This window comes from Streptomyces sp. NPDC048191, assembly GCF_040652655.1.
Taxonomy (GTDB): Bacteria; Actinomycetota; Actinomycetes; order Streptomycetales; family Streptomycetaceae; genus Streptomyces.
Window position 1 is genome coordinate 1 of the sequence record NZ_JBEZMO010000047.1, and the last position, 16,334, is coordinate 16,334.

Sequence of the window (16,334 nt, forward strand, 5' to 3'; positions counted from 1 at the left end):
GGGGCGGTGTCACGTCGTGCGGCGGTGGGTCGTGGTCGTGTCGGAGGGGGCGGGCGTGGCAGCGCAGCACGCCTGTGCTGCGGGCCCTCCGGCGTCGGCGTGCCGGGCGGTTACGCCTCGTCCCGGCGCAGGGACGGCTTGAGTTCCTTCAGACGGCCGAGCAGGCCGTTCACGAACGACGGCGACTCGTCCGTCGAGAACTCCTTCGCCAGCTGCACCATCTCGTCCAGGACGACGGCGTCCGGGGTCTCGTCGACCCAGATGAGCTCGTACGCGCCCAGCCGCAGGATGTTGCGGTCCACGACCGGCATCCGGTCGAGCGTCCAGCCGACCGCGTACTGGGCGATCAGCTCGTCGATGCGCTTCGCGTGTGCCGCGTAGCCCTCCACGAGCTGCATCGTGTACTCGCTGACCGGCGGCTGCCGGGTGTCGGACCGGGACAGCCGGACCCAGTCCGCGAGGACCGTCAGGACGTCGGCGCCGCGCTGGTCGCCCTCGAAGAGGATCTGGAAGGCGCGCTTGCGGGCCGTGTTGCGGGCAGCCACGGTTAGCTGTTCACCCGGCCGAGGTAGTCGCTCGTGCGGGTGTCGACCTTGATCTTCTCACCGGTGGTGATGAAGAGCGGGACCTGGATCTGGTGACCGGTCTCCAGGACGGCGGGCTTGGTGCCACCGGTGGAACGGTCGCCCTGGACGCCCGGCTCGGTCTCGGCGATCGTCAGCTCGACGGCGGCCGGGAGCTCGACGAAGAGCACCTCGCCCTCGTGCTGCGCGACGGTGGCGGTGAAGCCCTCGACGAGGAAGTTGGCGGCGTCGCCGACCGCTTTCCGGTCGATGTGCAGCTGGTCGTAGGTCTCCATGTCCATGAAGACGAAGTACTCGCCGTCCATGTACGAGAACTGCATGTCGCGCTTGTCGACAGTGGCGGTCTCGACCTTGACGCCGGCGTTGAAGGTCTTGTCGACCACCTTGCCGGACAGCACGTTCTTCAGCTTGGTGCGCACGAAGGCCGGGCCCTTGCCGGGCTTGACGTGCTGGAACTCGACGACGGACCAGAGCTGGCCGCCTTCGAGCTTGAGCACCATGCCGTTCTTGAGGTCGTTCGTGGAAGCCACGGTTGCGGAATCTCCTGGACTGACGTACGACCCCGGGGCATGCGCACAGCGCGAGGCTAGAGCGCGAGCAGCTCCTTGGTCGTGATGGTGAGTAGCTCGGGTCCGCCGTCCGCCTCGGGGCGTACGACGAGCGTGTCATCGATCCGGACACCGCCCCGGCCCGGGAGGTGGACCCCAGGTTCGACGGTGACCGGCACGCAAGCGTCCAGTTTACCCATGGCGGCGGGGGCCAACTGCGGGTCCTCGTCGATTTCGAGTCCGACGCCGTGTCCGGTCAGCGGGGGCAGCGCCTCCGCATAGCCCGCGGAGTCCAGCACCTGGCGGGCCGCGCGGTCCACGTCGCCGTAGGCGGCGCCGGGCGCCAGGGACTCCCGTCCGGCGCGCTGAGCGGCGAAGACGAGGTCGTACAGCTCGACCTGCCAGTCCGCGGGCGAGGTCCCGATGACGAACGTACGGCCGATCTCGCAGCGGTAGCCGCGGTAGGTCGCGCCCAGGCACACGGTGAGGAAGTCGCCCTCCTCCACCCGCCGGTCGGTGGGGCGGTGGCCGCGGCGGCCGGAGTTCGGACCGGTGGCGACGGACGTGGGGAAGGCCGGCCCGTCGGCGCCGTGGTCGACCAGACGGCGCTCCAGCTCCAGCGCGAGGTGCCGTTCGGTGCGGCCGACCAGGATGGACTCCAGCAGCTCGCCGAGGGCCTGGTCGGCGATCTCGGCGCCGATGCGCAGGCAGGAGATCTCCTCCTCGTCCTTGACCACCCTGAGCTGCTCCACGGCCCCGCCGAGGTCGCCGAGGCGCAGCCGCGGGGCGACGGAGGCGATCGCTCTGTGCCGGGCGACCGTGAGGTGGTGTTCCTCCACGGCCAGGGAGTCGGCGTCCTGGGACACGGCGAGGTCGGCCGCGGTGACCACCGTGTCGCCGCCGGCGCCGCTGGGCGGCAGGACGTGCAGGCGCAGGTTCTCGTCGGGCCGCCCCTCGTAGGCACGGTCCTCGGGCGGCCCGGTGCACACGAGGAGGTCCTCGCGCTTGCCGAGCAGCAGCGCGGAGCCCTGCGGGGCTGCGGCGGCGAGGTAGCGCACGTTGGCTGGGCGGGTGACGAGCGCTGCCGCGGTGCCGGCCGCGGTGAAGTGGTCTCTCAGCCGGGATCGGCGGGTCGCGTACACCTCTGACATGAGACGAGCGTAGGAGTTTTGTGGCGGTTATGCCGATTCGTGGGGGCCGAGTGGGGTTGCGGGGCAGGTGGGGGGTGGTGCCCCCGCCTACCAGCTCGGGGGGCTCGCTATGGCCCTGGCCAGGACCTCGTCCAGGACGCGGGCCGTGCCGGGGACGTCCAGCTGGGAGTTGTCGATGATCGGCAGGCCCGAGCCGTACCAGCCGGCCATGCGGCCGTGGATACGGGCCACCTCCTCGTCGGTGAGGCGGCGGTTGCCGGTGCGTTCGGCGTTGCGCTCCAGGACGATGTCCAGGCCCGGCAGGATGACGACCGGGAGCAGGCCGGGGCCGACGTGCCGCTTCCAGCCGCCGAGGCCGACGACCGGGCGGTCCGGGAAGACGGCGTCGTCGAGGATGCAGGAGATGCCGTTGGCGAGGAAGTTCCGGGCGGCGAAGCCGCAGGTGCGGCGGGCCAGGCGGTACTGGGCCTCGGAGTTGTCGTTCCAGCCGGACTGGGGGTCGGCGAAGCCCGAGCGGACCCATTCACGGACGTCGTCCAGGCTGATGTGGGCGGTGGGCACGCGTCGGTGGTCCGCCCAGTACTTGGCGACGCTGGTCTTGCCCGCACCGGCCGGGCCGATGAGCAGGACGGCCAGGGTGGTGGTCACCGGGTCGGGGGCCGCGGCCGGAGCCGGGGGCACCGTGGGCACGCCGACCGGACCGCCGGGAGGCAGCGGGACGTGACCGGTGGTATCAGGGGCCGGCGGGGCGGCGGGCTGGGGCGCGGGGGGCTGCGGGGGCGTCGGCGGGACGGCACCGGACGGGGCCGGGAAGCCCGGCGGCGGGGGCACGGGCGCGGGTCCCTGGGAGACTCCCGGGTGCGGGCCCGGGTGGTGTGCGGCCGACACCCAGCCGGCGTGCGGCACCTGCCCCGGCTGATGGGGCGGCGGCAGCGGAGACCCCACTGCGTGCTGCATCCGTTGCCACTCCGTCTCGTCGTCTTCGGCTCGCTGCCTACCGAACGGTACCGTCCCCCGCCGTCGTTCTGTGAAACGGCCGGGGACGGCTGGAAGTGCCCATTCCGCGAAGGAAGTCGAGGTCAGGAAACGGACGGACGGAACAGCACGGGACTCAACTGGCGACCTCGCCGTACGCGGCGAGCAGGACGGCCGGGTCCGGGCCCTCCAGGACGGTCGGCTTGGCGAGACCGTCCAGGACGATGAAGCGCAGCAGGTCGCCCCGGGACTTCTTGTCGACCTTCATCGTCTCCAGCAGCTTGGGCCACTGGTCGTAGCGGTAGTGCAGCGGGAGACCGACCGCTTCCAGGACCGTGCGGTGGCGGTCCGCCGTCGCGTCGTCCAGCCGGCCGGCCAGGCGGCCCAGTTCGGCGGCGAAGTGCATGCCGACCGCGACCGCGGCGCCGTGCCGCCACTTGTAGCGCTCGTTCTTCTCGATGGCGTGGCCGAGGGTGTGGCCGTAGTTGAGGATCTCGCGCAGGCCGGACTCCTTCAGGTCCGAGGAGACGACCTCCGCCTTCACCCGGATCGAGCGCTCGATCAGCTCGGCCGTGTGCGGGCCCTGCGGGGTCCGGGCACCCTCGGGGTCGGACTCGATCAGGTCCAGGATCACGGGGTCGGCGATGAAGCCGGCCTTGATGACCTCCGCGAGCCCGGAGACGTAGTCGTTGACCGCGAGGGAGTCCAGGGCGGCCAGGTCGCACAGGACGCCGGCCGGGGGGTGGAAGGCGCCGACGAGGTTCTTGCCCTCGGCGGTGTTGATGCCGGTCTTGCCGCCGACCGCCGCGTCCACCATGGCGAGGACGGTGGTGGGGATGGCGATCCAGCGCACCCCGCGCAGCCAGGTCGCGGCGACGAAACCGGCGAGGTCCGTGGTCGCGCCGCCGCCCACGCCGACGATGACGTCGGAGCGGGTGAAGCTGGACTGGCCCAGGGCCTTCCAGCAGTAGGCGGCGACCTCGGCCGTCTTGGCCTCTTCGGCGTTGGGCACCTGGACGGCGATCGCCTCGTAGCCCTGCTCGGCCAGGTCGGCGCGGAGCGCGTCGCCGGTCTCGGCCAGCGCCTCGGGGTGGATCACGGCGACCCGCTTGGCCCGGTCGCCGATCAACCCGGCCAGCTCGCCCAGGAGTTGGCGGCCCACCAGCACCTCGTAAGGGTCGGTGCCCGCGGTGCCGGCGACCTGGATCCGGGTGACTGCCTCGCTCATGCTTCCTTCAACTCCAGTGCGTCCAGCGCTGCTTGGGTGACCTCTTCGGGGGTGCGGCCGTCGGTCGGTACGACGGCGGAGGCGACCTCCTCGTACAGGTGCCGCCGCGCCTCCATCAGCTCGCGCCACTGCTTGCGCGGGTTGACCGCGAGCAGTGGCCGGGCCACGTTCAGGCCGGTGCGCCGGACCGCCTCCTCCACGTCCATCGAGAGGTAGACCACCCGGTGCCCGGCGAGCAGGGCGCGCGTGTCGGCGTCGAGGACGGCGCCGCCGCCGAGCGCGAGGACGCCCCCGTGCTCGGCCAGCGCGGTGTGCACGGCCCGCTTCTCGATCGCGCGGAAGGCGGGCTCGCCGTCGTCGACGAAGATGTCGGCGATGGTGCGCCCCTCGGTGGCGACGATGTCCTCGTCGGTGTCCCGGTAGCCGAGGCCGAGGCGCTCGGCGAGCAGGCGGCCGACGGTGGACTTGCCGACGCCCATCGGGCCGACGAGTACGACCGCAGGCACGGCGCTCACCGGATGTGGAGGTTGTCGAGGTACGACTGGACGTTGCGGCGGGTCTCGGGCACGGAGTCGCCGCCGAACTTCTCGGCCACCGCGTCCGCGAGGACGAGCGCGACCATGGCCTCGGCGACGATGCCGGCGGCCGGCACGGCGGAGACGTCGGAGCGCTGGTGGTGGGCCTGGGTGGCCTCGCCGGTGGCGACGTCCACGGTCTTCAGCGCGCGCGGCACGGTCGCGATCGGCTTCATTGCGGCCCGCACGCGCAGCAGCTCGCCGGTGCTCAGGCCGCCCTCGGTGCCGCCGGAGCGGCCGGAGACGCGCCGGATGCCCTCGGGCGTGCCGACGATCTCGTCATGCGCCTGGGAACCGGGCACCCGGGCCAGCTCGAAGCCGTCGCCGATCTCGACGCCCTTGATCGCCTGGATGCCCATCAGGGCGCCGGCGAGACGGGCGTCCAGCTTGCGGTCCCAGTGGACGTGCGAGCCGAGGCCGACGGGCACGCCGTAAGCCAGCACCTCGACCACACCGCCGAGCGTGTCGCCGTCCTTGTGGGCCTGGTCGACCTCCGCGACCATCGCCTTGGAGGTGTCCGCGTCCAGGCAGCGCAGCGGGTCGGCGTCCAGCTTCTCGACGTCGGCCGGCGTGGGGTACACGCCCTGGGGCGCCTTCACGGAGCACAGCTCGACGACGTGCGAGACGATCTCGACGCCCGTGGTCTCCTTCAGGTACGACCGGGCGACCGCGCCCAGCGCCACCCGGGCGGCCGTCTCCCGGGCGGAGGCGCGCTCCAGGACCGGGCGGGCCTCGTCGAAGCCGTACTTCTGCATGCCCGCCAGGTCGGCGTGGCCGGGACGCGGGCGGGTCAGCGGGGCGTTGCGGGCCAGCCCGGCGAGGATCTCCGGATCCACCGGGTCGGCCGCCATGACCTGCTCCCACTTGGGCCACTCGGTGTTGCCCACCATGATCGCGACCGGGGAGCCGAGGGTCAGGCCGTGCCGGACACCACCCAGGAAGGTGACCTCGTCCTGCTCGAACTTCATGCGCGCACCGCGGCCGTATCCGAGCCGCCGCCGCGCGAGGTGGTCCGCCACCATCTCCGTGGTGATCGGCACGCCGGCGGGAAGCCCCTCCAGCGTCGCGACAAGTGCGGGACCGTGGGACTCCCCCGCGGTCAGCCAACGCAGCCTGCTCAACGGTGCTCCTCAATGCTCGCGCCCGGTACTGCCCTGCGTACACGCGTCCGCGCGTACGGCGACGGCCGGACCAGGTGCGCGACCCCGGTCCGCCACCTCCGATCCTCCCACGTCCGAGGCCGTTGTCCGGGCGCAGGTCCAGCAGGCGGACTCTCGCGGGTGCTCAGCGGGCCGCGAGCGCCTTCTCACCGGCGTGCCGCATGGCCTCCAGGGGCGCCGGGGTCCGGCCGGTCATCCGCTCGACCTGGAGGACGGCCTGGTGGACCAGCAGGTCGAGGCCGCTGACCACGGCGCCGCCGAACATGGACCAGCGGGCCGCCAGCGCGGTGGGCCAGGGGTCGTAGAGCACGTCGAAGAGGGTGGCGGGGCGCTCGGGCACCGCGGCGGCCAGCGTGTCGGTCGTACCGGCCGGGGTGGTGGCGATCACCAGCGGGGCGCGCAGGGCCTGCCCGGCGTCCGCCCAGTCCGCCGTGCGCACCTCCACGTCCAGGCGTTCGCCCCACTGGCGCATCTCGGCGGCGCGGGCCTCGCTGCGGACGTAGGCGACGACCTCGCCGGTGCAGACGCGGGCCAGGGCGGCGAGTGCGGAGGATGCGGTGGCGCCGGCGCCGAGGATCGCGGCGGAGTCGACCTGTTCGATGCCGTGCTCGCGCAGGGCGGCCACCATGCCCGGGATGTCGGTGTTGTCGCCGAGGCGTCGCCCGTCCCCGGTCAGGACGACCGTGTTGACCGCGTCGACCGAGGCGGCCGTGTCGCTGACCTCGTCCAGCAGCGGGATCACCGCCCGCTTGAGCGGCATGGTCAGGGACAGGCCCGCCCACTCGGGCCCGAGTTCGTCGAGGAAGCCGGGCAGACCGGCCTCGTCCACCTCGAAGCGGTCGTACGACCAGTCCGTGAGCCCGAGTTCGTCGTACGCGGCCCGGTGCAGCACCGGGGAGAGCGAGTGGGCGATGGGCTTGCCGAGAACGGCGGCCCGGCGGGCGTCAGTTGCCCGAGCTGGCATTGAACTTTTCCTTGAGCTGCTTGAATTCTGCGTAGGTCTTGGCGAATTCGGTATTGTTCTGGCCGTCGGTCGCCACGAAATAGATCCACCCGTCGCGGGTCGGATCCAGTGCCGCTTTCAGCGCGTCCTCACCGGGGTTGCCGATCGGCCCGGGCGGAAGTCCCTTGTGGGTGTACGTGTTGTACGGATTCTGGTTGCTGTTGATCTCCTTCTCGGAGATGCGGATGTTACTGGTGCCCTTGAGGTAGTTGTAGGTCGAGTCGAACTGCAGGAATTGGTTCGTCTCGGTGTTGGTGGGCTTGAGACGGTTGTAGACCACCTCCGCCATCTTGCGGAAGTCGTCCTGCGTCTTGCCCTCGGCCTGGACCAGGCTCGCGACGGTGACGAGCTCGAACGGGTTCTTCAGGCCCAACGCCTGGGCCTTCGAGGTGAGGCCGTAGGCGTCGTACTTGGACTTGGCGTCCGCGACCATCTGCTTCAGGATGCTGTCCGGCTTCATGCCCTTGGCGGCCGGATAGGTGCCGGGGAAGAGGAAGCCCTCCAGCGGGTCCCTGATGGCGGCGGCGTACTGTGTGTTCAGCGCCCAGGTCGGCAGGCCGAGGCTCTTGTATTCCTTCTCGGCGAGCTTCTTGGCGGTGCCGTCGGAAAGCGCGAGTTTCTTGTCGATCGCGTCGTAGACACTCGCGTTGCGCTCGCCCGGCCGCACGATGACATAGCTCTGGCTCTTCGGGTCGAGCATCAGTTTCACGGCGCTGACGGCGGACATCTGCTTCTTCAGGACATATGCGCCCGCCTGGATTCCGCCGGCCCCCGGAAGGTCGTTCTGCGCGTGCACGAAGGCCTCGGCGCTCTTGACGACCCCGGCCTCCTTCAGGCGGTTGCCGATGTCCCAGCCGCCCGCGCCCTTGGGAATCTCGACCGTCACGGACTGGTTGATGCCGTCGCCCTGGTAGTCGGGCGCCGGGGCGAAACGATTTTGGTAGAACCTGTAGCCGTAGTAACCGGCCCCGCCGAGAGCGCCGCCGAAGACCAGGACGACGACCATGCAGGCACAGCCGTTGCGTCGCTTCTGCCCCTTCTTGCCGGGTTTCTTCCCCTTGCCGCGCCGGTCGCTGCGCCTCTGGAGCTCATGCTCCTCGTCGTCGTCATCGTCGCCGCCGCCCGTGAAGAAGGGGTGCTGCTCCTCCTCGGGCTCCTCCTCCGGGTCGGGCTCCGGCTCGGGGCGCCTGCGGCCCGGCGGCTGCGGCGGCGGATAGGCGTCGTCGGTGCCGTAGAAGTCGGGCTGCTGTCCGCCGTAGGCGAGGTGCTGCTGGCCGTACGGGTCGCCCGGGTCGGCGGCGTACGGCACCTGACCCTGGCCGGCGGCCGCGTCCCAGCCGCCGTGGTGCTGGTACTGCTCCTGGGGGTGACCGACGTACTGCTGATGGCCCTGTTCGTCGTAGTACGGGTACTGCTGGTGGCCGTACCCGGACTGCTGTTGCTGGTTCCAGTCGTCGTACTGCGGCTGCTGCGGCTGCGGCTGCGGCTGCGGCTGCGGCTGCTGCGGGTATCCCTGCTGCGGGTGGCCGCCGTAGGCAGGCCGGCGCTCTATGTGCGCCTGCTGCCCTTCCCATCCGCCGTCCCCGTACAACGGGTCCTGCGGATGCCACGGTTCGGAGCCGGGGCCCCGGCCATACTCAGTCATCGATCCCCTAGAGCCGCGAGGCCGACCGGTCGCGCGGCCCCGCGGGCCCGTTTCCGTTCCGCCTCTTGCTGTGCGCCGGCTGTTCGAACACCGGCGCATCGCGCGGAACGTTACCGTATCGCGATCAGATGACCACTTCGACGCCCTCGCCGGGTGCTTTACCTGACACTCGTTCGGATTCGAGGGCCTGCTGCAGGATCACGACGGCTGCGGCCTGGTCGATGACGGCCCGGCCCTTCTTGGACTTCACGCCCGAGGCACGCAGTCCCTGACTGGCCGTCACGGTCGTCATCCGCTCGTCCACCAGGCGCACCGGGACCGGCTTGATGCCCTTGGCCAGCTCCTGGGCGAAGGCGCGGACCTTGACGGCGGCCGGACCCTCGCCCCCCTTGAGGGAGCGAGGGAGTCCGACGACGACCTCGATCGGTTCGTACTCCTCCACCAGTTGACGAAGACGGCGGTGGGCGGCGGGGATGTCCCGGCCGGGGACGGTCTCCACCGGGGTGGCGAGGATGCCGTCGGGGTCGCACGAGGCGACCCCGATCCGGGCGTCCCCGACGTCGATCGAAAGTCGACGTCCTCTGCGCATTTCCGACCGTTTCCTTACTCGGCTGTCACTTGGCGGTCTCGGTGACGAGGCGCTCGACGGCCTCGACGGCCTCGCCGACGGCGGCCGGGTTCTGGCCGCCGCCCTGGGCGACGTCCGGCTTGCCGCCACCGCCGCCGCCGAGGGTCTTGGCGGCGGTGCGGACCAGGTCACCGGCCTTCAGGCCGCGCTCGCGGGCGGCCTCGTTGGTGGCGATGACCGTGAGCGGCTTGCCGTTGTTCACCGTGAAGAGGGCGACCACGGCGGCGCGTCCACCCTGGATGCGGCCGCGCACGTCGAGGACCAGCTTGCGCAGGTCGTCCGGGGTGGTGCCGTCCGGGACCTGCCCGGTGACGACGGCGATCCCGCGCACGTCCTTGGCGGACTCGGCGAGACCGGCGGCGGCCTGCAGCACCTTCTCGGCGCGGAACTTCTCGATCTCCTTCTCGGCGTCCTTCAGCTTGCCGAGCATGGCGGAGACCTTCTCCGGGAGCTCCTCCGGGCGGCCCTTGATCAGCTCCTGGAGCTGGGCCACGACGGTGTGCTCACGGGCGAGGAAGTTGTAGGCGTCGACGCCGACGAGGGCCTCGATACGACGGACACCCGAGCCGATGGAGGACTCGCCGAGCAGCTTCACCAGGCCCAGCTGGGCGGTGTTGTGCACGTGCGTACCGCCGCACAGCTCCTTGGAGAAGTCGCCGATGGTCACCACACGGACGCGCTCGCCGTACTTCTCGCCGAACTCGGCGATGGCGCCCTGCTTCTTGGCCTCGTCGATGCCCATGACCTCGGCGTGCACGTCGAGGTCGCGGGCGAGGACCTCGTTGATCTTCTGCTCGACGTCGGTCATCACCGCCGTGGGAACGGCGGACGGCGAACCGAAGTCGAAGCGGAAGCGGCCGGGCTGGTTCTCGGAACCGGCCTGGGCGGCCGTCGGGCCGAGGGCGTCGCGCAGGGCCTGGTGGGTGAGGTGCGTGGCCGAGTGGGCGCGGGCGATGGCCTTGCGACGGCGGACGTCGATGGAGGCGTGGGCCTTGGCGCCGACGGTGACCTCGCCGACCTGGACGACGCCCTTGTGGACGTACACACCCGGGACCGGCTTCTGGCAGTCGCGGACCTCGATGACGGCACCGGAGTCGACCTTGATCCGGCCGGTGTCACCGATCTGGCCGCCGCCCTCGGCGTAGAACGGGGTGCGGTCCAGGACGACCTCGACCTCGTCGCCCTCGGTGGCGGCCGGCGAGGAGACGCCGTCGACCAGGATGCCGACGATGGTGGTCTCGCCCTCGGTGTCGCCGTAGCCGATGAAGTCGGTCTCGCCGGCGGTGTCGGCGATCTCGCGGTACGCGCCCATGTCGGCGTGGCCGGTCTTCTTGGCCTGGGCGTCGGCCTTGGCGCGCTCCCGCTGCTCCTTCATCAGGCGGCGGAAGCCCTCCTCGTCCACGGCGAGGCCCTGCTCGGCGGCCATCTCCAGGGTGAGGTCGATGGGGAAGCCCCAGGTGTCGTGGAGCAGGAACGCCTTGTCGCCGGAGAGGACCGTGCCGCCGGACTGCTTGGTCTCGGTGACGGCGGTGTCGAGGATGTTGGTGCCGGCCTTCAGCGTCTTGAGGAAGGCGTTCTCCTCGGCGATCGCGACCTTCTCGATGCGCTCGCGGTCGGTGATCAGCTCCGGGTACTGCTGGCCCATCATCCGGATCACGGTGTCGAGGAGGTCCTTGACGACCGGGCCGGTGGCGCCGAGCAGGCGCATGTTGCGGATGGCGCGGCGCATGATGCGGCGCAGCACGTAGCCGCGGCCCTCGTTGCCCGGGGTGACGCCGTCACCGATGAGCATCGTGGCGGTGCGCATGTGGTCGGTGACCACGCGCAGGGAGACGTCCGAGGCGTGGGCGTCGCCGTAGCGGACGCCGGTCAGCTCGGTGGCCTTCTCGATGACGGCCATGGAGGTGTCGATCTCGTACATGTTCTGCACGCCCTGCAGAATCATGGCGAGGCGCTCCAGGCCGAGGCCCGTGTCGATGTTCTTGCTCGGCAGCTCGCCGAGGATCTCGAAGTTGTCCTTGCCGATGCCCTCGCCGCGCTCGTACTGCATGAAGACGAGGTTCCAGATCTCCACGTACCGCTCGTCGTTGACGGCGGGGCCGCCCTCGGCGCCGAACTCGGGGCCGCGGTCGTAGTTGATCTCGGAGCAGGGACCGCACGGGCCGGGTACGCCCATGGACCAGTAGTTGTCCTTCATGCCGAGGCGCTGGATGCGCTCCTTCGGCACGCCGACGACCTCGTGCCAGATACGCTCGGCCTCGTCGTCGTCCTTGTAGACGGTGATCCAGAGCTTCTCCGGCTCCAGGCCGTAACCACCCTTGTCCTGGGGCGTGGTGAGCAGCTCCCAGGCGTACTTGATGGCGCCTTCCTTGAAGTAGTCACCGAAGGAGAAGTTGCCGCACATCTGGAAGAACGTGCCGTGGCGGGTGGTCTTGCCGACCTCTTCGATGTCGGGCGTGCGCACGCACTTCTGCACGCTGGTGGCGCGCGGGAACGGCGGCTTGACCTCGCCCAGGAAGTAGGGCTTGAAGGGCACCATGCCGGCGGGGACCAGGAGCAGAGTCGGGTCGTCCGCGATGAGCGACGCCGAAGGGACGACGGTGTGCCCGCGCTCCTCGAAGAAGCTCAGCCAGCGGCGGCGAATCTCGGCCGACTCCATCAGTGGTCCTCATTCCGGTTGTACGAGTACGTCGTGTTCTCGATGTACTTCGGGTTGCTGCGGTTGTTCTCGATGGCGGTGTACCGCCGCGGCGCGGGCAGTTCGGGGTTGTCCTGGATGCCCAGGGCCTCCTCCAGCTCGGCCTCCCGCTGGGCCATGTTGTCGCGGACGTCGAGGGCGAAGCCCACCGCTCGGTCCTTCAGCCGCTGTCCGGTCTCCAGGGCCTTGTTGGCCGCGGTCGCGGCGAGGCTCTCGGGGGTCAGCTGCTTGAGCTTGCGGTTGACCTTGGTGGTGGCCCACACACCGGCGGCGACACCTGTGGTGAACCAGAACGTACGGCGGAACATCGCTCGGTCTCAGCCCCTACTTCCCGCGGAGGTTTCGCTTGCGTCGTGCGGAGGGAACCGTGCGGCCCACGATCACGGTACGCCGGGGCGCCTTCGCGGGCACGTCCTCCTTGCGGCCGCCCAGCGCCCGGCGGACGCCGTAGCCGAAGGCCGCGACCTTGACCAGCGGGCCGCCGAAGGTGGAGGCGACGGTGGTCGACAGCGCGGAGGCGTTCGACGTGACCTCCTGGACGTCGGAGGCGATCGCGTCGACGCGGTCGATCTGGGTCTGCGCGGACCGCACGGCCGCGGAGGCGTCGGCGAGCAACGGGACGGCCTGGTCGGTCACGTCCGCCACGAGCTTGGTGGTCGCCTTGAGCGTCTGGGCCAGCCTCGCGAGGGCCACCGCGAGGAAGGAGACCAGGATCGCCCAGAAGACGGCCACCAGGATCCCGGCCACCTCTCCACCGGACACTGTGCGCACCCGCTCCCTGAAACGTGCCTCACCATCGAAAAAGTCGTGTCCGAGCCTATCGCGCCGGGACCGGGGCTCCGTACCCGATTTCCCAGGTGGCGGGTCGGAGTTGCGGGAAGCGATTGTACGCATTGAACACACTTCAGTACGCTCCGTGTCCCATGCGAGGTCCTCAGCGCCCAGATCCGTTCACCGATGGCGATCCGCCCCTGGAACTGACCACGTTCGTCGGGCGCTCGGCCGAGCTCGCCGAACTGGCGGCCGCGCTCGGACGGGCGCGGCTGGTGACCGTGACCGGGGTCGGCGGTGTCGGCAAGTCCCGGCTGGCCGCGCGGGTCGCGGCCGGGTGGGAGTACGCCTCCGGGCGGGTGGAGCTGGCCCCGGTGCGCGATCCGCAGTTCGTGGAGTACGCGGTCGCGGAGGCGCTGGGGCTGACCGATCACACCGCCCGGCCGCCGCGGGAGACGCTGCTGGAGCATCTCGCCGGCCGTCCGGCGCTGCTGGTGCTGGACGGGTTCGAGCATCTGGTGGACGCCTGTGCCGAGCTGACGGCGGAGCTGTTACGGAAGCTGCCGGAGCTACGGGTGCTGGCGGTGGGCCGGCGACCGCTGGGGCTGGCGGGCGAGCGGCTGCTCCCGCTGGCGCCGCTCGGCGAGGACGAGGCGGTGGAACTGTTCACGGACCGGGCCCGGGAGCAGGGGCTCACGGTGTCCGAGGGGCCCGAACTGCGCGAGCTGTGCGGTCGGCTGGAGGGGATCCCGCTGGCGCTGGAGCTGGCGGCCGGGCGGTTGCGGGCGCTGACCCCGGCGCAGCTGCTGGAGCGGCTGGACGACCGGTTCCGGCTGCTGACCGCGAGCGGCCGCGACGGAGCCGTGCGCCCGGTTCCCGGTGGCCCGCCGTCCCGCCACCAGACGCTGCGCACGGCCATCGGCTGGAGCCACGAGCTGTGCACGCCCGCCGAGCGGCTGCTGTGGGCGCGGCTGTCGGTGTTCGCGCAGACCTTCGACCTGGAGGCGGCGGAGTACGTGTGCAGCGGGGACGGACTGGCCGCCGAGGACGTCCTGGACGTGTTGTCGGAGCTGCTGGCCCAGTCCGTCCTCAGCCGCGAGGAGAGCCCGGCCGGACCCCGCTACCGGATGCTGGACACCGTCCGGGCCTACGGCACCGACTGGCTGGAGGGGACCGGGGACGCGGACCGGCTGCGCAGACGGCACCGGGACTGGTACCTGGGCCTGGCGACCTGGTGCGAGCTGGACTGGTTCTCGCCGAGGCAGGGCGAGGTCGCGGCACGGGTCGAGGTGGAGCTGCCCAATCTGCGGGCGGCCCTGGAGTTCTGTCTGACGCAGCCGGAGGAGGCCCATCTCGGCCAGTATCTGGCGGGGTCGCTCTGGTTCTGCTGGGTGGGCTGTGGACGGCTCGCGGAGGGACGTCGCTGGCTGGCGCGCAGCGTGGAGCTGGAGTCGGGGTACGAGCAGTCGCGGCTGAGGGCGCTGTGGGTGCTCGGCTATGTGGCGATCCTCCAGGGTGACACCGTGCCCGCGCTGACGGCGCTTCGGGAGTGCCGGGAGCAGGCCGAGCGGGTCGGCGATCCGACGGCGGTGGCGTACGCCGAGCACCGCACCGGCTGTCTGGCCCTGGTCACCGACGACATGGCCGGTGCAGAAACGCTGCTGCGGTCGGCGCTGGACCGCTACCGGCAGATCGGCGAGCTCAACAGCAACGTGCTGATGGGCCAGGTGGAGCTGGCGATGACGCGGGCCTTCCAGGGGGACCTGCCGGAGGCGGTGCGGCTGTGCGAGGACGTGCGCCGGGTGTGTGAGGACCACGGGGAGCGCTGGGCCCGGTCGTACGCGCTGTACGTGCTCGCGTACGCGGCCTGGCAGGACGGCGCCCAGGACAGGGCGCGCGAGCTGCTCGCGGAGTGCCTGCGCAATGCGCACGCCTTCCACGACCTGCTCGGCTCGGTGCTGTCGGTGGAGCTGCTGGCGCTGGTGACCGCGACCCAGGGCGACCCGGTCGAGGCGGCGCTCCTGCAGGGGGCGGCGGGCCGGATGTGGCCCTCGGTGGGGCTGCCGTTGTTCGGCTCGGCGTACTACAACGCCCCGCACGAGCGCTGCGAGGCGATGGCCCGCCGGTCCCTGGGTGACGTCCGCTATGAGGAGTGCGTCCGTGAAGGCGCCCGCCTGGACCGCGCGACGGCCGTGGCCCGGGCTCTCGGGCACGACGGGGTTCGCCCCCTGGACGCCCTGCCGACCCCCCGCGGCCCGCTGCCACCGGTCGCCGCCGGGTCCGACGGCGCCACGGACGCCGGGCTCTCCGGTCGCTCTGCCGACCCCACCCGGGGCGGCGGGGCAGACCGTCCGGGCGGCGGACCGCGGCGAGGAGCGCGCGGGGGGCGGTGAGGGGGACGGCGGGCGGTGCCGGCGGGGCGCGCGGCCTCGGCACGCACGGGCAGGGCCGGGAAACGCGAACCCGCCGCCTCGCTCACCCCGGAGGGCGAGGAAGCGGCGGGCTGAGGGACTACGCCGGGGCTGGGGTCAGCGGGCGTAGTACTCGACGACGAGCTGCTCGTCGCAGATCACCGGGATCTCCTTGCGGTTCGGCTCGCGGTCCAGGCGGAACGCCAGGGCCTTGAGGTTCACCTGGAGGTAGCGCGGGGTCTCGCCCTCGGGGGCGAAGCCACCCTCACGGGCGATCGTGAAGAGCGTCTTCTCCTTCGAGCGGTCGCGGACCTGCACGACGTCGTCCGGACGGACGCGGAAGGACGGCTTGTCGACCTTCTGGCCGTTGACCTGGATGTGGCCGTGGACGACCATCTGACGGGCCTGGTAGATGGTGCGGGCGATGCCCGAACGCAGGACCAGGGCGTCGAGACGGCGCTCGAGCTCCACGATCAGGGCCTCACCGGTCTTGCCCTGAACCTTGGACGCGCGCTCGTAGGCGCGGACCAGCTGGCGCTCGGAGATGTCGTACTGCGCGCGCAGACGCTGCTTCTCCAGCAGACGGACCTTGTAGTCCGAGTTCTGCTTGCGGCCGCGGCCGTGCTCACCCGGCGGGTAGGGGCGGGCCTCGAAGTACTTGACGGCCTTCGGGGTCAGCGCGATGCCGAGGGCACGCGACTTCTTGACCTTGGGGCGGGACTGGTTCGCCACTGTCTTTCGTCTCTTTCGTAGTTTTCGGCTCGTCAGGGTTAAGGGAGGTCGCATCCGCAGCCGGGAAAACCCGTCGGGTCCCGAGGGGACCTGCCGGGCAGCCGCTTCCCTGGTCTGGGCACATACGTGCAGCACGCGAGTGGCCCACCGACCGCCCCGGAACTCCGAGTGGTGGTGGGCTGCCCGCGACACCGTTCGACGGTGCGCGACGCTCCTGGAGTCAGT

General features: G+C 71.2%; 15 protein-coding genes. 1 reads left to right on the forward strand and 14 read right to left on the reverse strand.

What is annotated here, in order from left to right; genetic code table 11:
• Positions 1–110 precede the first annotated feature (110 nt).
• The 13 genes from nusB to AB0D93_RS39115 all read right to left on the reverse strand — a co-directional run bounded on the left by nusB (position 111) and on the right by AB0D93_RS39115 (position 12,957).
• Positions 111–545, reverse strand: a complete 435-nt coding sequence (gene nusB / locus AB0D93_RS39055) for a transcription antitermination factor NusB (RefSeq protein WP_362130673.1) — start codon at positions 543–545, stop codon at positions 111–113.
• A gap of 2 nt (positions 546–547) precedes the next feature.
• Entirely contained in the window at positions 548–1,114 is a 567-nt protein-coding gene (gene efp / locus AB0D93_RS39060) for an elongation factor P (RefSeq protein ID WP_362130676.1), read from the reverse strand.
• Between the two features lie 56 nt (positions 1,115–1,170).
• Positions 1,171–2,283: an aminopeptidase P family protein gene (locus AB0D93_RS39065; protein ID WP_362130678.1), complete on the reverse strand. Its 1,113-nt coding sequence runs from the start codon at positions 2,281–2,283 to the stop codon at positions 1,171–1,173.
• A gap of 87 nt (positions 2,284–2,370) precedes the next feature.
• Positions 2,371–3,240, reverse strand: a complete 870-nt coding sequence (locus AB0D93_RS39070; protein WP_362130681.1) for a Pro-rich N-terminal domain-containing protein — start codon at positions 3,238–3,240, stop codon at positions 2,371–2,373.
• Between the two features lie 154 nt (positions 3,241–3,394).
• The gene (gene aroB, locus AB0D93_RS39075) at positions 3,395–4,486 is read right to left on the reverse strand and encodes a 3-dehydroquinate synthase (RefSeq protein WP_362130684.1); all 1,092 of its coding nucleotides are present in this window, start codon (positions 4,484–4,486) and stop codon (positions 3,395–3,397) included.
• Complete coding sequence (locus AB0D93_RS39080; protein ID WP_362130687.1) at positions 4,483–5,001, reverse strand: shikimate kinase; 519 nt, start codon at positions 4,999–5,001, stop codon at positions 4,483–4,485. The genes aroB and AB0D93_RS39080 overlap by 4 nt, the downstream gene beginning before the upstream one ends.
• The gene (gene aroC, locus AB0D93_RS39085) at positions 4,998–6,182 is read right to left on the reverse strand and encodes a chorismate synthase (protein WP_362130690.1); all 1,185 of its coding nucleotides are present in this window, start codon (positions 6,180–6,182) and stop codon (positions 4,998–5,000) included. The genes AB0D93_RS39080 and aroC overlap by 4 nt, the downstream gene beginning before the upstream one ends.
• A 163-nt stretch (positions 6,183–6,345) precedes the next feature.
• Positions 6,346–7,185 carry a shikimate dehydrogenase gene (locus tag AB0D93_RS39090; protein WP_362130692.1) on the reverse strand — a complete coding sequence of 280 codons (840 nt, stop codon included), beginning with the start codon at positions 7,183–7,185 and terminating at the stop codon, positions 6,346–6,348.
• Positions 7,166–8,869: an endolytic transglycosylase MltG gene (gene mltG, locus AB0D93_RS39095; RefSeq protein WP_362130695.1), complete on the reverse strand. Its 1,704-nt coding sequence runs from the start codon at positions 8,867–8,869 to the stop codon at positions 7,166–7,168. Before mltG ends, AB0D93_RS39090 begins: the two co-directional genes overlap by 20 nt.
• Positions 8,870–8,993: 124 nt before the next feature.
• Positions 8,994–9,458, reverse strand: a complete 465-nt coding sequence (gene ruvX, locus AB0D93_RS39100) for a Holliday junction resolvase RuvX (protein WP_362130699.1) — start codon at positions 9,456–9,458, stop codon at positions 8,994–8,996.
• A 25-nt stretch (positions 9,459–9,483) separates the two neighbouring features.
• Positions 9,484–12,156, reverse strand: a complete 2,673-nt coding sequence (gene alaS, locus AB0D93_RS39105; protein ID WP_362130702.1) for an alanine--tRNA ligase — start codon at positions 12,154–12,156, stop codon at positions 9,484–9,486.
• Positions 12,156–12,503 (reverse strand): hypothetical protein, encoded by a 348-nt coding sequence (locus tag AB0D93_RS39110; RefSeq protein ID WP_362130705.1) that lies wholly within the window; start codon positions 12,501–12,503, stop codon positions 12,156–12,158. Before AB0D93_RS39110 ends, alaS begins: the two co-directional genes overlap by 1 nt.
• A gap of 16 nt (positions 12,504–12,519) precedes the next feature.
• Complete coding sequence (locus tag AB0D93_RS39115; RefSeq protein ID WP_362130773.1) at positions 12,520–12,957, reverse strand: DUF948 domain-containing protein; 438 nt, start codon at positions 12,955–12,957, stop codon at positions 12,520–12,522.
• Positions 12,958–13,118: 161 nt separating this feature from the next.
• On the opposite strand from AB0D93_RS39115, the gene AB0D93_RS39120 reads away from it, so the two are divergent.
• Positions 13,119–15,359 (forward strand): regulator, encoded by a 2,241-nt coding sequence (locus tag AB0D93_RS39120; protein ID WP_362130708.1) that lies wholly within the window; start codon positions 13,119–13,121, stop codon positions 15,357–15,359.
• 135 nt (positions 15,360–15,494) lie between these two features.
• Here the strand turns inward: AB0D93_RS39120 and rpsD are convergent, their stop codons facing one another.
• Positions 15,495–16,109 (reverse strand): 30S ribosomal protein S4, encoded by a 615-nt coding sequence (gene rpsD / locus AB0D93_RS39125; RefSeq protein ID WP_031161776.1) that lies wholly within the window; start codon positions 16,107–16,109, stop codon positions 15,495–15,497.
• Between the last annotated feature and the right edge of the window lie 225 nt (positions 16,110–16,334).

Excerpts from the sequence above, each read along its gene's own strand:
- alaS (WP_362130702.1), bottom strand. The coding sequence starts at position 12,156 with ATGGAGTCGGCCGAGATTCGCCGCCGCTGGCTGAGCTTCTTCGAGGAG.
- AB0D93_RS39090 (WP_362130692.1), bottom strand. The coding sequence starts at position 7,185 with ATGCCAGCTCGGGCAACTGACGCCCGCCGGGCCGCCGTTCTCGGCAAG.
- AB0D93_RS39110 (WP_362130705.1), bottom strand. The coding sequence starts at position 12,503 with ATGTTCCGCCGTACGTTCTGGTTCACCACAGGTGTCGCCGCCGGTGTG.
- ruvX (WP_362130699.1), bottom strand. The coding sequence starts at position 9,458 with ATGCGCAGAGGACGTCGACTTTCGATCGACGTCGGGGACGCCCGGATC.
- AB0D93_RS39120 (WP_362130708.1), top strand. The coding sequence starts at position 13,119 with ATGCGAGGTCCTCAGCGCCCAGATCCGTTCACCGATGGCGATCCGCCC.
- mltG (WP_362130695.1), bottom strand. The coding sequence starts at position 8,869 with ATGACTGAGTATGGCCGGGGCCCCGGCTCCGAACCGTGGCATCCGCAG.
- AB0D93_RS39065 (WP_362130678.1), bottom strand. The coding sequence starts at position 2,283 with ATGTCAGAGGTGTACGCGACCCGCCGATCCCGGCTGAGAGACCACTTC.
- AB0D93_RS39070 (WP_362130681.1), bottom strand. The coding sequence starts at position 3,240 with ATGCAGCACGCAGTGGGGTCTCCGCTGCCGCCGCCCCATCAGCCGGGG.
- aroB (WP_362130684.1), bottom strand. The coding sequence starts at position 4,486 with ATGAGCGAGGCAGTCACCCGGATCCAGGTCGCCGGCACCGCGGGCACC.